Origin of the sequence: Cognatiyoonia koreensis, assembly GCF_900109295.1 — a bacterium.
Lineage (GTDB): Bacteria > Pseudomonadota > Alphaproteobacteria > Rhodobacterales > Rhodobacteraceae > Cognatiyoonia > Cognatiyoonia koreensis.
On the sequence record NZ_FOIZ01000001.1, the window covers coordinates 752,869 to 767,002 of the forward strand.

Genomic DNA, 14,134 nt, shown 5'->3' on the forward strand with positions numbered 1-14,134 from the left:
TCGAAATACCCTTGACTAAGGTTATATCGATGGCGTCACTGCTAGGACTTGAAGAAATCGCTGAAATCGCTCCGGGGGGTTATTATATTGCCCTTCGCGTCGGTTTTGCGTTCCCTGTCGAGGAGGTGAACAACCTGCCTCGGGACTGGGTCCAGCACTACACGCAGAACCGGTTGATGCTGTTTGATCCGGTGATTCGCTGGGTCCATGCCAACACCGGTTACATCCGCTGGAGCGAGATGGAATCAGACGATCCGCGTGGCGTCATGAAGCAGGCACAAACGTTTGGGTTGCGCTATGGTGCCGCGATTGCCGTTTTTGACGGCAACAAGGAAGGCCAGCGGTCCTTCGGATCGTTTGCACGGCAGGATCGCGAGTATACCGAGCTCGAAATCAAGCTGTTGCAGGCCTATCTGCAGCGGCGCCACGCCGAAATGGAACCGCCCAGCAATCTGACCGAAGCCGAGATCCAGGCACTCGGCATGGTCAAGAACGGCAAGCGGTTGAAAGAGATCGCGCATGACCTGGGCGTATCCGAAGGGGCCGTTAAACAGCGGCTGAAGAACGCCAAGTCAAAACTCGAAGCCAAGACGAGTACGCAGGCTGCTGCCATCGCGGCCCAACACGGCATTATCTAAAAGTTTTTTGCACCCCACGGTGCCACTCGCGCGTTGGTGAACCGACGCAACCCGGTTGTGCATGATCGGAAGACACTCTTGGGTTGCGGTGTTAATGTAACCGCACCTTAAAGGAGAGTGTACCAATGGAAAATATTACCTTCAATTTGTCTCAAATTCATCTCTATGGCACTGCTTTCTACGACTTTCTTGGTCTGAGAAAACAGTTCTTCGTAGATGAGCTTGGCTGGGATATCCCGCATGACGACACGGTCGAGATGGATCAATACGATAACCCCAAGGCCTGGTATTCCCTTGTCTTGCGTGATGGCGAAGTGATTGGCGGCGCGCGTGCGATGTCAACCACCGCCAAGTGGGGATCCCACACCTACATGCTGCGCGATGCTGTCAAAGGCAAACTGATTGATATTCCACCGGAAGTACTAGGCGAAGACATCGCCCAGCCCGACGTCTGGGAATGCACCCGGCTTGTGATGTCCCATGACGTCAAGACCCATGCCGAACGCAGCACATGCTTGTCCCTGATTGTCGGAGGCCTTGTCGATGTCGCGGCACAGCAAGGCGCAATATCGCTTATGTCCTTGTCGCCGCTCGCATTGATGCGTGCGCTGCGTCAGCTTGGATTTGGCGCAGAGCGGATCGGCGAGCCGTACAAGAACGGTCACGACGGGCGTCGCTATGCGGTGTTGAGCATGCCAGCAGCGCGCGGTCTGCCGTCCGTCCCGCAGGCAACCCATCGCCCACAGCCACAGCCGCTGCACGCGCCATCGGTCGCCTAAAACAAATGCGGCGTCCGCGATGGCGGACGCCGCATACCTGGCAGGGTTTGCGGGGCTTAGCCTGTGGCCACCACGCAGGTATTTGTCGCAGCATCAAGCACCATGCCTTCGGCGCAAGACATGGACGCGGTGTCCGTCTTTGCGGCGCTGTTGCATGCGTATGCAGAGGCAAGGCCGGGCATCAGTGCCAGAATGGTGGCTGCAATTGTCGTCTTCAACTTCATCTTCGCCTCCTTACTGTTGTCGATAGGGAAACGATAGCACGGGTTGACGTAAAGTCACGCCACAGAAGTGCGGCAAACTGGCAGATCAGCCAAAGACCCGTTCAAAAATCGTGTCCACGTGCTTTGTATGATAGCCAAGATCGAACTTTTCCTTGATTTCATCTTCTGAGAGCGCGGCGCACACGTCAGCGTCGGCGAGCAGTTCTGTCTGGAAGTCCTTGCCTTCTTCCCAGACCTTCATCGCGTTGCGCTGGACCAGCTTGTAGCTGTCTTCGCGGCTAACGCCAGCCTGTGTCAGCGCAAGCAAAACCCGTTGCGACATCACCAGACCGCGGAACTTGTTCATGTTCGCCAGCATGTTGTCAGGATAGATGACCAGCTTTTCGATCATCCCCGCCAGCCGGTTCAGTGCGAAATCCAGTGTCACGGTCGTATCCGGACCGATTGCGCGTTCCACTGACGAGTGGGAGATATCGCGTTCATGCCAAAGCGTGACGTTCTCCATGGCCGGAGTGACGGACATGCGCACAAGGCGCGCCAGACCGGTCAGATTTTCCGTCAGCACGGGGTTGCGTTTGTGGGGCATCGCGCTGGACCCCTTTTGGCCCTTGGAAAAGAATTCTTCGGCTTCCAGCACTTCGGTGCGCTGCATATGGCGCACTTCTGTCGCGATGTTTTCCATCGATGAGGCGATGACGCCGAGGGTTGCAAAGAACATCGCGTGCCGGTCGCGGGGAATAACCTGTGTACTGATGGGTTCGGGGCTCAGTCCCATCTTTGCGCAGACGTGTGCTTCGACCTTGGGGTCAATGTTTGCGAATGTCCCGACTGCGCCGCTGATTGCACCGGTTGCGATTTCTGCTCGTGCATTGATTAGACGTTGCCGGCCGCGATCCATCTCCGCATAAAACCGTGCGAACGTCAGGCCCATGGTGGTGGGTTCCGCGTGGATGCCGTGGCTGCGCCCGATGCGCACGGTCATCTTGTGTTCCATTGCCCGCTTTTTCAGGGCTGCAAGGACACGGTCCATATCCGCCAGCAGGATGTCGGCTGCGCGCACCAGTTGCACATTCAGCGTGGTATCCAGCACGTCCGAAGACGTCATGCCCTGATGTACAAAGCGGGCTTCGTCATGGCCGATGATTTCCGCAAGATGGGTCAGAAAGGCGATCACGTCGTGTTTCGTGACCGCTTCGATTTCGTCGATGCGTGCGACATCAAATTCGACGTCCTTAGCTTTCCAGACTGCTTCTGCATTTTCGCGCGGGATGACCCCGAGATCTGCCATCGCATCGCAGGCGTGTGCTTCTATTTCGTACCAGATTTTGAACTTGGTGGCTGGTTCCCAGATTTCGGTCATTTCGGGGCGGGAATAGCGTGGGATCATCTTGGGGCACCTTTTTGTGATTGGGCAGCACGTTCAAGGGCGTCATAAAGGGGTCAACTTGCAGCCTCAAGGAGGGATTGATGCGGTTCATTGCGATGCTGACACTGATGGCCGGTCCGGTCGCCGCTGAAGATTGGTCGCCGTTGATCACTGATGACGCGATCTATGGTGCTTTGGCGGGCCGCACATTGATCTATGACGCTTATACCCGCCAGCAGTTCGGCGCGGATGGCAGCACGCAATACATCACCGAACGATTCAGTGAAGGTCGCTGGGCCGCGCGTGATGGGCAGTACTGCAGCCAGTGGCCGCCGTCCGATGGATGGACCTGCTATTATATCGAGCTCAACGAGAGTGCGGTGAAGTTCATCAGCCCGGATCGGACCGAAAGTGTCGGGACCTATCGGAAGTGATGCTGACCGCTGGTGACTTTGAAGGACGGTGGCAGCTGTCTCGACAAATCGACGACAAACTGCTGGGGCAGGCGGGTACTTTCGATGGTACGGCAGAACTGACCGGGTCCGGGAACACGATGCACTATCGCGAAGACGGCCAGATTCGGATTGGAGATGGGCAGCCGATGACGGCAACGCGGCGTTATCGCTGGACCTTTACGGGCGAGGACGTGAACGTTACCTTTGCGGACGGTCAGCCGTTTCACCGTTTTGTCCCAGAAGGCTGCGTCGCGGGCACGGAACATCCCTGCGGGAACGACCTTTATCGTGTCACCTATGATTTCAGCGCATGGCCTGAGTGGACGGCCATTTGGACGGTGGTTGGTCCGCGCAAGGATTACACTTCTCGATCACGCTATTGTCGCTAACAGTCTTGCAGTTGCAGCATTGCTAAGGCACTTATGGAGCAAAGAAGATATAGGGGAGAGTGCCGATGGCCCTCACGATGAACGATAAAGTCCTGACAGAGATCTTTGGCCCAACCGAGGGCGCAGCACTGCGTATCAAGCAGGTCGCCATGGTTGTGCTGGGCATTGCTGCGCTGGCAATTTTCGCAAAGGTCAAGATTCCGATGTGGCCCGTACCAATCACGATGGGTACATTCGCCGTCCTGACAATCGGTGCGGCCTATGGCCCCCGGCTCGGGTTTGCGACAATCATGGGTTACATGATCCTTGGAGCGCTGGGGCTTGACGTGTTCGCCGGTTCATCTGCAGAAGCATACGGCCTGACCTATATGATGGGTGGCACAGGCGGTTATCTTGTCGGATACGTCTTGGCCACGCTAGCGCTCGGGTTCGCGGCCCGTGCCGGATGGGACCGTTCGATCCTGTTGATGGGTGCAGCGATGCTTGTCGGCAACATCCTGATTTATGCACCTGGTCTGGCTTGGTTGGGGCAGCTTTATGGTTGGGATCAGCCGATCCTCGCGTGGGGCCTGACACCGTTCCTGCTGGGTGATGCGCTCAAACTGGTGCTTGCCGCGCTGATCGTACCGGGGCTTTGGAAGCTTTTCGGTAACGCGCGCGCCTGATTGGCGACACTAAATCAACGATCGAAAGGCGCAGCCACTGGCTGCGCCTTTTCTTTTTTGCATTGTAACAACGCAATTAAGGTATCAGCCACGCCGCATCAGGCCAGTCGCGTCGTCACATGTGCGCCGCTTTCGAGCGTCTTATGTACCGGGCATTTGTCCGCGATTTCCAGCAGTTTCGCCTTTTGGTCTGCATCCAGCTCTCCACTCAGCGCAATCACACGGGTAAAGTTATCGATCCGCTGTCCGTCTGCATGGGATTTTGCATGGCTCACATCGACGCTGATCCCTGTGACCGTCCAGCCTTTTCGGCGCGCATACATTCGCAGCGTCATCGATGTGCAGGTGCCAAGTGCCGCAGAGAGGAAACCATAAGGGGTCAGGCCCTGATTGGTGCCGCCCACGGATGCAGGTTCATCGGCAAGTACATGATGCGGGCCGGATTGAACGTCTTGGAGAAAGCCGCTCGGGTCAGCTTCTGTCACGCGCAGGATGCCTTCAGGCACGCTTCCGCGCACCTCGGGTTCAGGCAGGTCCAGATAGCGCATTGCCCATGTTGCGATGGTGTCGGCGGCGTAGGCTGCGTCTGTCGCGTCGCTGACCAAATGGTCGGCACCGTCCAGCGTGACGAAGCTTTTTGGATGCTTTGCCGCAGTGTAGATCTGGGTCGCGTTTTCGATTCCAACCGTCTGATCGCGCGGGGCGTGAAGTACAAGCAGGGCGGCGCGGAGTTTTCCGATGGCCTCGGTCAGGGACGCTTTGCTGACGTCATCCACGAATGACTTGCCAATGGTGAATGGACGTCCGGCAAGCGAGACTTCGGCCTTCCCCGACTTTTCGATCTCGGGCAATGCATCCGCGAAATTATGTGTGACATGCGCCGGATCGAACGGGGCCCCGATCGTCACGACGCCTTTGATTTCCGGCATGTCTGCCGCTGCTTTCAATACGGCGGCCCCTCCAAGAGAATGGCCGATCAGCAGCGACGGAGCCATGCCTGCTGCGTCAAGAGCCGCTGCCGCCGCGGTCAAATCCTCGACGTTCGAGGTGAAGCTTGTGTCCGCGAAATCACCGTCCGATGCGCCGAGCCCTGTGAAATCGAACCGTAGCACCGCGATTCCCATGGCCGCGAGGCGGGTCGCGATCCGGCGGGCCGCGCTGATATCTTTCGAACAGGTGAAGCAATGTGCAAACAGCGCTGTTGCAAGATGTGGACCGGCGGGCCGTTCGAGGCGGCCGGCAAGTGTGTGGCCGGCGTGGCCCGTAAAGGGAAATTTTTCGGTGGGCATGGCGTGCTCCGTTCTTGTGATGCGCCCTAGGTGCGCCGGAAGCTTGGCCCGTGCAACCAAAGTTGCACGGCGTCACGCAGTGGTGAAAATCAGTAATGTCCCGTCAGGCGCGGATCAAAGGGGTATTTTGTCAGGTTTTCAAACCCGTCCTCGGTGATCAGCACCTGATCTTCAAGCTTGATTGAAAAGTCACCGCCCTTGGGGCTGATCAGTGCTTCGACGCAAAGCGTCATGCCGGGCAGAAGCGGATGATCGAATGCACCGGGCACTGCCTTGTCAGGGTAGGCCACCATCGGCCATTCGTCGCACAGGCCAACGCCATGGATCAGGCAGCCATATTTCAGGTCCTGAAAAATTTCGGGCAGTACGTGGCAGCCCGCAGTCAGTTCCGGGATGGTCACGCCCGGTTTCAGCATCTGCATGTTTGTCTGGATGTGTTCGATGCCAAGGTTCATCGCATCGATCATGTCCTGACGGGGTTTCTGATCGCCGATCCACCATGTCCGCGAGATGTCGATGCAGATGCCATAAGCGCCAATCAGATCGGTGTCGAAGGCGACGATTTCGTTGTTCTGCACAATGCGCGGGCCGCACTCCTGAAACCATGGGTTCGTGCGCGGGCCGGATGACAGCAACCGCGTTTCAATCCATTCGCCGCCGCGTTTGATGTTTTCGGCATGCAGAACTGCCCAAATGTCGTCCTCGCTGACATTTCCGTTCGGCACCTCGGCGCGCGCGAAATCTTCCATCGCCTGACAGGAAGCTTCGCAAGCATGGGACGCGCAGCGCATGGCGAGGATTTCGTCGGGGCCTTTGACCGAGCGGGCATGTTCGGTCAGTTCCTCGCCTTCCATCACTGTTATGCCGCGCGCTTCAAGACTGCGCAGGCCTACGACCATGATCTTATCCACGCCAAGTTTCTTGTTATCGCCCGCATGTTCGCGCAGCAGGTCCAGCACCCCGCTGGTAAAGCTGTCCGCTGCGTTTTCGGCTTTGTCGCCAACAGAAAAATAGAACATCGACGCGCCAGAGCGGCTTTCGCGCACCAGCGGGTTGTAGTCTGCAAGGAACGGCGCGTTCTTGTAATCCCAAAGCACCATGTAGCCATCTGCGCAAACCAGACAGGCGCGAAACGGATTGTGCGTGTTCCAAAGCTGCATGTTCGTCGTATCGGTGGCATAGCGAATGTTTAGGGGGTCGAACATCAACACGCCACCCCACCCGCGCTGATTGATCGCATCCACCAGCCGTTGGTGTCTGTAGGCACGCATGTTGTCGAGGTTTGGCAGGGTCAATCCCGCTTCTTCCCACTCTTTGAATGCGCGCTGCGTCGGGCCGATTTCCAGCCTGTCATTGTCGTTGGGTGTGCCGTCGGGCAGCAGCGGACCTTTGGTCGGATCAATCTTGCGCGTGTCGCGATAGTGGGTATTCATGTGTGCCTCCGTTGATTCATTGTGACGCCGAAACGGGCGGCAAATCCGGTCTGAAATCGACAAAAAACGGTCCGGATGAACCTGACGAGGGGGCAAGTGGGTGCAAATACCGCAAGAACAGCGCGCGAGGGCAGAAGCAGCGATGCCGGGGGTGACGCCCTGCGCAACCCCGGATTGGATAACAGTAGATGCAGCCTACGCTACACAGATGGCCGAGAAATCGCGTCTGCTGTCCGGCAAACGTAGCGCGGTGGTGGCTGCTCTTCCCGGCACAAAAGCTGCATTGGCAGAATTGGACGCACATGTCTTGGATCTGCTTAAGGCGCGTCCTGATTTTGACGTGCAGGCAGATACGATAGAGCGACCGGATGGCGTCATCGTTTCACGCGGTGAACCGGACCTTCTGGCCCGACTGCTGCAAGAGGATCTGTGCATTTTGCAAAAGCGTGGTGATCGTCACGTCCTGACAGCTGCGACGCTGTGTTTTCCTGCAGGCTGGACCCTGTCGGAAAAGATCGGGCGTCCTTTGCTGGACATCCACGCCCCCGTTCAACGTTATACGAGCGACGTCGCACGGCGGGTGCAGCGCTTGTTCGATGGGGTGCAAGCAGCGCGCCCTATCTGGCGGGCAAACCTGTTGAACTACGATAACCCGGCCCTTTTTCAGCCTCACAAGGAGGCTGACCCTCGTCCAGTCGGTTCGGCTGTCAGCCCGTTTGAACGCAGCGAGCGTCAAACGCTGTTTCGGTTGCCGCACACGCAAGCCGTCGTCTTTGCAATCCATACGACCGTTGTGCGGCGATAAAGGCGGCGGCCATTTGCAAGGTAGTCAATTTCCCATGCAAAAAGGGCACCCCTGAGGATGCCCTTTGTCTGGTTTTTTGCGTGGGCGTAAACCCGCTTGTAACTAGCAGCTGTAGTAGAGCTTGTACTCCACAGGGTGTGGGCAGTGCTCGTACTCGTAGACTTCTTCCCACTTCAGCTCCATGTAGCCTTGCAACTGGTCCTTGGTGAAAACGTCGCCGGCCAGCAGGAAGTCGTGATCGGCTTCGAGTGCTTCGAGCGCTTCGCGCAAGGAGCCGCAGACAGTCGGGATCGCAGCCAGTTCTTCTGGTGGCAGATCGTAGAGGTCCTTGTCCGATGACGGGCCCGGGTCGATCTTGTTCTTGATGCCGTCAAGGCCAGCCATCAACAGCGCAGAGAACGCAAGGTATGGGTTCGCGGCAGGGTCCGGGAAGCGGGCTTCGACGCGCTTTGCCTTCGGGGATTCGGCCCAAGGAATACGCACGCAGCCAGAGCGGTTGCGAGCGGAGTAGGCGCGCAGCACGGGGGCTTCAAAGCCTGGGATCAGACGCTTGTAGCTGTTTGTCGACGGGTTTGTGATCGCGTTCAGCGCTTTGGCGTGCTTCAGGATACCACCGATAAAGTACAAGGCTTCCTGTGACAGGTCGGCATATTTGTCGCCTGCAAACAGTGGCTTGCCGTCTTTCCAGACGGACATGTTTACGTGCATGCCGGTACCGTTGTCGCCTGCGATCGGCTTTGGCATGAATGTCGCGGATTTGCCGTAGGCCTGTGCAACGTTGTGGATCACGTATTTGTATTTCTGGATCTCGTCCGCCTGATGCGTCAGCGTACCAAAGATCAAACCCAGTTCGTGCTGGCAAGACGCCACTTCGTGGTGGTGCTTGTCGACCTTCATGCCCATGCGTTTCATGGTGGAAAGCATTTCGCCACGCATGTCCTGTGCATCGTCAATCGGGTTCACCGGAAAATAGCCGCCTTTGATACCTGGACGATGGCCTGTGTTGCCCATTTCGTATTCGGCGTCTGTGTTCCAGGCACCATCCATTGCATCCACTTCGAATGCCACCTTGTTCATGGCAACCTGGAAACGCACATCGTCAAAGATGAAGAATTCGGCTTCGGGGCCAAAGTATGCCGTATCGCCGATACCGGAGGATTTCAGATAGGCCTCTGCCTTGACGGCCGTGCCGCGCGGATCGCGATCATAGGCTTCGCCGGTGTCAGGTTCGACAACATTACAGTGAATACATATCGTACGTTCTGCATAGAACGGATCGAGATATGCGCTTTCGGACTGCGGCATCAGTTTCATGTCGGACTGGTCGATCGACTTCCAGCCAGCGATCGAAGATCCGTCGAACATGAAGCCTTCTTCAAGGAAGTCTTCGTCGACCAGATCAGCGACAACCGTCACGTGCTGGAGTTTACCGCGTGGGTCGGTGAAGCGGATATCGACGTATTCGACCTCTTCATCCTTGATGAGCTTGAGAACAGCTTTGTTGTCCATGAACTGGATCCCCTTGTTTCGATATGGGTTTGATTACAGTGCGTCTTCGCCGGACTCGCCGGTCCGAATGCGAATGGCTTGTTCGACGGGCGAGACGAAAATCTTGCCGTCACCGATCTTGTCTGTTTTGGCGGCTTCAATGATCGCGGTGACGGCAGCGTCGACCTGATCGTCGGCCAGCACGATTTCGATTTTGACCTTGGGCAGGAAATCAACGACGTATTCCGCACCGCGGTAAAGCTCGGTATGTCCCTTCTGACGGCCAAAGCCTTTGACTTCGATGACCGAAAGGCCCTGAACGCCGACATCCTGAAGAGCCTCTTTCACTTCGTCCAGTTTGAATGGCTTGATGATCGCTTCAATCTTTTTCACGTGCGCGACTCCCCTTGATGCGTTGGTTGGGTCAGAACATTTCTGTTGAAGGTGAACAATTCGTCCGCCACCTTGGGTATATCGGGGCCAGACGAATGTGAAGCATTTGCACAAAAATTCATCACATCGCCCCGAATATAGCCGCTTTAAGAACATCAGGTGCCCAATCCATGACCGAACTCCTGACAGCCGCCCAAATGCGCGCCATTGAAACCGCCGCCATCGCACAAGGTCGAGTGACCGGTTTGGCGCTGATGGAGCGCGCAGGGCAGGGCGTTGTCGCTGCGATTTTTGCCCAGTGGCCGGACCTTGCACCTGCGGTGGGCGCAAAAAGGGGGCCAGCCCCCTCGGCTGACGCCTCACCCCCGGAGTATTTTAGGCAAGATGATGAGGGGGAGCAGCGTGCAGTTGTCTTATGCGGCCCCGGTAACAATGGCGGGGATGGGTTTGTTGTTGCGCGGCTATTGAAAGAGGCCGGCTGGGAGGTCGATGTCTTTCTGTATGGTGATGCAGAGAAACTGCCGCCGGATGCGCGCGAAAACTACGCGCAGTGGGCCGCGCTGGGTGAGGTAATGCCTCTTTCCGCGTATGATGTTCAGGCACAAGCGTATGCGCTGGGTGTCGACGCGCTTTTTGGCACCGGATTGACCCGCCCGCTGGAGGCCACGGTTGTTGAAAAGTTGTGTGACCTTTGCACGTTAGACAGAACGGTCGCAATCGACATCATTTCGGGGTTTTGTGCGGATAGCGGGCGCTTTCTTTGTGAGGGCATGCCGCCCGGAGTCGGCGTGTCACTTTGCGTGACATTTCATGTACGCAAGATCGGCCATAGTCTGGCGGATTGCCCGCTTGCCATAGCGAAGCTGCGGACCGTTGATATTGGCCTGGACCGACGTGATGCCTTGCGCAAGTTGGGCTTTTTGTCGTCGGCGGATGAGGCACGAGAGGCCAATCGCGCTGTCGTCGTACGGATGTCGGACAGGGATGACATGCCGACCGCGCAACTGCATGGCCAGCGGACCATAGATAAGGCGCAGGGGCATAAATATTCCCATGGTCACGCCTACGTCCTGTCTGGCGGTGTTGGCAAAGGTGGTGCGGCCCGCCTGGCGGCGCGTGGTGCGTTGCGGGTTGGGGCAGGTGCAGTCACGGTCGGCGTGCCGCCTGCGGCGCTGGTTGAAAACGCAGCGCAGTTGAATGCGGTCATGTTGAAGATGATCGGACAGGCGTCTGATCTGTCTGCCGTTCTGCGCGATGCGCGGATCAACGCGCTTTGCATTGGGCCGAGTTTCGGGACGTCTTCGCGTGAGGTGCGCCTTCTGGCGGCGGCCATCGATGCAGATCGCCCGCTTGTGCTGGACGCGGATGCGCTGACGATCCTGGCGGAGCATCCTGACCTGTTCGTGCAGCTTCATCCCAAATGTGTCCTGACCCCTCATGCGGGCGAATTCGGGCGGCTTTTTCCAGAGATGGCTGAAAAGCTGAGCGCGACTGCGACGCAGGGACCGGCCTATTCCAAGGTCGATGCGACACGTGAGGCGGCCAAACTTTCTGGCTGCGTTGTTTTATTCAAAGGGCCTGATACCGTGATTGCAGCACCCGGAGGGCGATGTTGTATCAATGCGAGTTTCCAAGATCGTGCGGCGCCTTGGCTGGCGACGGCGGGGTCCGGCGATGTGCTGGCGGGATTCATCACGGGGCTGCTGGCGCGGGGATATGCACCACTGGAAGCTGCCGAGTACGGTGCATGGTTGCATACGGAGTGCGCCGTTGACTTCGGCCCCGGACTGATCGCGGAAGATCTGCCAGAGATCCTGCCGCGCGTGTTGGCGGATATATGTTCCAACAAATGAAAATACCGCCCCTCGCGGTGCGGCATTCAGGAACTTTGGTTGTTTGAGCGTTACTCGCTCGTGACCATTTCAATTCCGTCTGCATAGATGATGTGCTGACGCTCGAAAATCAGTTCGAACGTGTTCATCTCGCGGGCTTCCTGAACGGCAAGGTATTCTCCGTCGACAAGCTGTTGCGCCTGCACCATTGCGGTTGGTGCACCAAAGATAGCTTCTGCGCGCCAGTCGCGGATATGAATGCGCGCGCCGGGGGCGACGATCATGTCACGGTCGGGGCGCGTGTGGCCCAGTGATCCGGCCTTGATGCGGATCGGTGCGATTCTCGCGCTGGTCATGCGGATGCCCTTCAGAATGGCCATGCCGCTGTCGCGCGTGATAATGCGATCGCCGACGGACAAATGCTCGACAGGTGTTTCACCTTCGAGTGTCATAATCGTCGTGCCGGTACACACGCCAGAATTCTGTGTTGTTTTGACGGCTGCTGCTGCGGCCGTATCGATGGTTCCCAGTTGCATGGCGTTGTTTCCCGCTCTTGCTTATGACTGCGTCGATTATTGAAACCGGAATAAGGCACAAAAGCGGCATTGTCTTGCTTATTCCATGTTGCTTTTTCCACTCGCATCCCAGGGTGACCTTTGCTAGACACCGCGGCAACGAATGGGGGCAGGGATTCTGTCCCCTTTTACAATGCGGGTGTGGCGGAATTGGTAGACGCACCAGATTTAGGTTCTGGCGCCGCAAGGCGTGGGGGTTCAAGTCCCTTCACCCGCACCAGATATAGATGAAGAAGGACGACACCTCATGCAGGTCAAAGAGACCCTGAACGAAGGCCTCAAGCGCGCATATGATATCACTGTCACTGCCGCCGAACTGGACGCGACAGTTGAAACGAAGCTGAAGGAAGCCCAGCCTGAAGTCGAGATGAAGGGCTTTCGCAAGGGCAAAGTCCCGATGGCATTGCTGCGCAAGCAATTCGGTCAGCGCCTGATGGGCGAAGCGATGCAGGAAAGCATTGACGGTGCCATGAACAAGCATCTTGAAGAGTCTGGCGACCGTCCTGCAAGCCAGCCTGAAATGAAGATGACCAATGAGAATTGGAAAGAAGGCGACGACGTCGAAGTGTCCGTTTCTTACGAGAAGCTGCCCGATGTGCCGGAGACTGATTTCTCAAAGATCAAGCTGGAGCGTATGGTCGTCAAAGCGGATGACGCCTCGGTCAAGGAAGCGCTAGAAAACCTTGCCGGGTCTGCGAAAAACTTTGAAGACCGCAAGAAGACCGCGAAAGCAAAAGAAGGCGATCAGGTCGTCATGGACTTTGTTGGTAAAGTTGACGGCGAGCCGTTTGAAGGTGGTTCTGCCGAAGATTTCCCGCTGGAGCTTGGCTCTGGATCGTTCATTCCCGGATTCGAGGATGGTCTGATCGGTGTGAAAGCCGGCGATGAGAAGGACGTCGAAGTGACCTTCCCCGACGATTATCAGGCAGAGCATCTGGCTGGTAAGAAGGCCGTGTTCACTTGCACCATCAAGAACGTCAAGGAACCAAAGCCTGCAGAAATCAATGACGATCTGGCCAAGCAGTTCGGCGCGGAAGATCTTGCAGCGCTGACAGCCCAGATCACAGAACGTCTGGAAGCCGAATATACCGGTGCGTCACGTGCGGTCACAAAGCGTGCCCTGCTGGATGCGCTGGACAAGAAGGTCAACTTTGATCTGCCAGAAAGCCTTGTGAATGCAGAGGCCGGTCAGATTGCCCATCAGCTGTGGCACGAAGAAAACCCCGACGTGCAGGGCCATGACCACCCCGAGATCGAGCCAACCGACGAGCACAAGAAATTGGCTGCCCGCCGCGTCAAGCTGGGTTTGCTGCTTGCCGACATTGGTCAGAAAGCCGACGTCAAGGTGACGGATGCCGAGATGACGCAGGCCATCATGAACCAGGCGCGCCAGTATCCGGGGCAGGAACGTCAGTTCTTTGAATTCGTTCAGCAGAACGCGCAGTTCCGCCAACAACTGCAGGCCCCGCTGTTCGAAGACAAGGTTGTGGACCACATCTTTGAACAGGCTGCAGTAAAGGACAAGGAAGTCAGCAAGGACGACCTGCAGAATGCTGTCGAAAAGCTTGAAGAAGAATAAGACTGCAATCTTGTCAGTGATTCCGAGAGGCACCCTGCGGGGTGCCTTTTTCGTTTCCACACGTCGTTGCGAAACGTGTCCGGGCTAGACAAAGGTTACCCCTGGAGATGGCTGCTATTGAATAGCAAGGCGTTGTCGCGCAGGATTTGATCGTAAGGTCAGGAAATCCAGACTCGTATGCAGAATTCATTTCCTGTCTTTTGTCTCATGTGAGCATGGTTGAC

The 14,134-nt window shown here is 57.0% G+C and carries 15 protein-coding genes and 1 tRNA gene; 9 read left to right on the forward strand and 7 right to left on the reverse strand.

From position 1 onward, the window contains the following. Positions 1-29 precede the first annotated feature (29 nt). Positions 30-638 (forward strand): helix-turn-helix transcriptional regulator, encoded by a 609-nt coding sequence (locus tag BMY44_RS03725; RefSeq protein WP_089990435.1) that lies wholly within the window; start codon positions 30-32, stop codon positions 636-638. A 125-nt stretch (positions 639-763) separates the two neighbouring features. After that, on the forward strand, positions 764-1,417 hold the full coding sequence (locus BMY44_RS03730; protein WP_089990438.1) for an acyl-homoserine-lactone synthase: 654 nt from the start codon (positions 764-766) through the stop codon (positions 1,415-1,417). A 56-nt stretch (positions 1,418-1,473) separates the two neighbouring features. Here the strand turns inward: BMY44_RS03730 and BMY44_RS18065 are convergent, their stop codons facing one another. Further along, positions 1,474-1,641, reverse strand: a complete 168-nt coding sequence (locus BMY44_RS18065) for an adenylosuccinate lyase (protein ID WP_110521941.1) — start codon at positions 1,639-1,641, stop codon at positions 1,474-1,476. A gap of 85 nt (positions 1,642-1,726) precedes the next feature. Beyond that, positions 1,727-3,028: an adenylosuccinate lyase gene (gene purB / locus BMY44_RS03735; RefSeq protein ID WP_089990441.1), complete on the reverse strand. Its 1,302-nt coding sequence runs from the start codon at positions 3,026-3,028 to the stop codon at positions 1,727-1,729. Between the two features lie 80 nt (positions 3,029-3,108). Between purB and BMY44_RS03740 the strand changes: the two genes are divergently transcribed. From BMY44_RS03740 to BMY44_RS03750, 3 genes are all read left to right on the forward strand, one after another. Further along, the gene (locus BMY44_RS03740; protein ID WP_089990443.1) at positions 3,109-3,441 is read left to right on the forward strand and encodes a hypothetical protein; all 333 of its coding nucleotides are present in this window, start codon (positions 3,109-3,111) and stop codon (positions 3,439-3,441) included. Beyond that, positions 3,441-3,851, forward strand: a complete 411-nt coding sequence (locus tag BMY44_RS03745; RefSeq protein WP_089990446.1) for a DUF6314 family protein — start codon at positions 3,441-3,443, stop codon at positions 3,849-3,851. Before BMY44_RS03740 ends, BMY44_RS03745 begins: the two co-directional genes overlap by 1 nt. A 65-nt stretch (positions 3,852-3,916) precedes the next feature. Beyond that, a complete protein-coding gene (locus tag BMY44_RS03750) occupies positions 3,917-4,516 on the forward strand; it encodes a biotin transporter BioY (RefSeq protein WP_089990449.1) in 600 nt (199 codons plus the stop codon). Between the two features lie 98 nt (positions 4,517-4,614). On the opposite strand, the gene BMY44_RS03755 is transcribed toward BMY44_RS03750, so the two are convergent. Together BMY44_RS03755 and dddP are read right to left on the reverse strand one after the other, a co-directional pair. Continuing rightward, positions 4,615-5,805 carry a bifunctional alpha/beta hydrolase/OsmC family protein gene (locus BMY44_RS03755; RefSeq protein WP_089990451.1) on the reverse strand — a complete coding sequence of 397 codons (1,191 nt, stop codon included), beginning with the start codon at positions 5,803-5,805 and terminating at the stop codon, positions 4,615-4,617. 89 nt (positions 5,806-5,894) lie between these two features. Then, positions 5,895-7,238, reverse strand: coding sequence for a dimethylsulfonioproprionate lyase DddP (dddP, locus tag BMY44_RS03760; protein ID WP_089990453.1), 1,344 nt, complete (start codon positions 7,236-7,238; stop codon positions 5,895-5,897). Between the two features lie 100 nt (positions 7,239-7,338). Here dddP and BMY44_RS03765 point away from each other — a divergent pair, with 100 nt between their 5' ends. Continuing rightward, positions 7,339-8,043 (forward strand): heme-dependent oxidative N-demethylase family protein, encoded by a 705-nt coding sequence (locus tag BMY44_RS03765; RefSeq protein WP_242650477.1) that lies wholly within the window; start codon positions 7,339-7,341, stop codon positions 8,041-8,043. A gap of 102 nt (positions 8,044-8,145) precedes the next feature. Here BMY44_RS03765 and glnA read toward each other — a convergent pair whose 3' ends face one another. Together glnA and BMY44_RS03775 are read right to left on the reverse strand one after the other, a co-directional pair. Beyond that, the gene (glnA, locus tag BMY44_RS03770) at positions 8,146-9,552 is read right to left on the reverse strand and encodes a type I glutamate--ammonia ligase (RefSeq protein ID WP_089990455.1); all 1,407 of its coding nucleotides are present in this window, start codon (positions 9,550-9,552) and stop codon (positions 8,146-8,148) included. A gap of 33 nt (positions 9,553-9,585) precedes the next feature. Further along, the gene (locus BMY44_RS03775) at positions 9,586-9,924 is read right to left on the reverse strand and encodes a P-II family nitrogen regulator (RefSeq protein WP_089990457.1); all 339 of its coding nucleotides are present in this window, start codon (positions 9,922-9,924) and stop codon (positions 9,586-9,588) included. A gap of 170 nt (positions 9,925-10,094) precedes the next feature. Here BMY44_RS03775 and BMY44_RS03780 point away from each other — a divergent pair, with 170 nt between their 5' ends. Beyond that, entirely contained in the window at positions 10,095-11,777 is a 1,683-nt protein-coding gene (locus BMY44_RS03780; RefSeq protein WP_089990460.1) for an NAD(P)H-hydrate dehydratase, read from the forward strand. A gap of 50 nt (positions 11,778-11,827) precedes the next feature. Here BMY44_RS03780 and BMY44_RS03785 read toward each other — a convergent pair whose 3' ends face one another. After that, a complete protein-coding gene (locus BMY44_RS03785; RefSeq protein WP_089990463.1) occupies positions 11,828-12,292 on the reverse strand; it encodes a Hint domain-containing protein in 465 nt (154 codons plus the stop codon). A 174-nt stretch (positions 12,293-12,466) separates the two neighbouring features. Between BMY44_RS03785 and BMY44_RS03790 the strand changes: the two genes are divergently transcribed. Beyond that, positions 12,467-12,551 (forward strand) — tRNA-Leu (locus BMY44_RS03790). A gap of 27 nt (positions 12,552-12,578) precedes the next feature. After that, on the forward strand, positions 12,579-13,910 hold the full coding sequence (tig, locus tag BMY44_RS03795; RefSeq protein ID WP_089990465.1) for a trigger factor: 1,332 nt from the start codon (positions 12,579-12,581) through the stop codon (positions 13,908-13,910). Positions 13,911-14,134 lie beyond the last annotated feature (224 nt).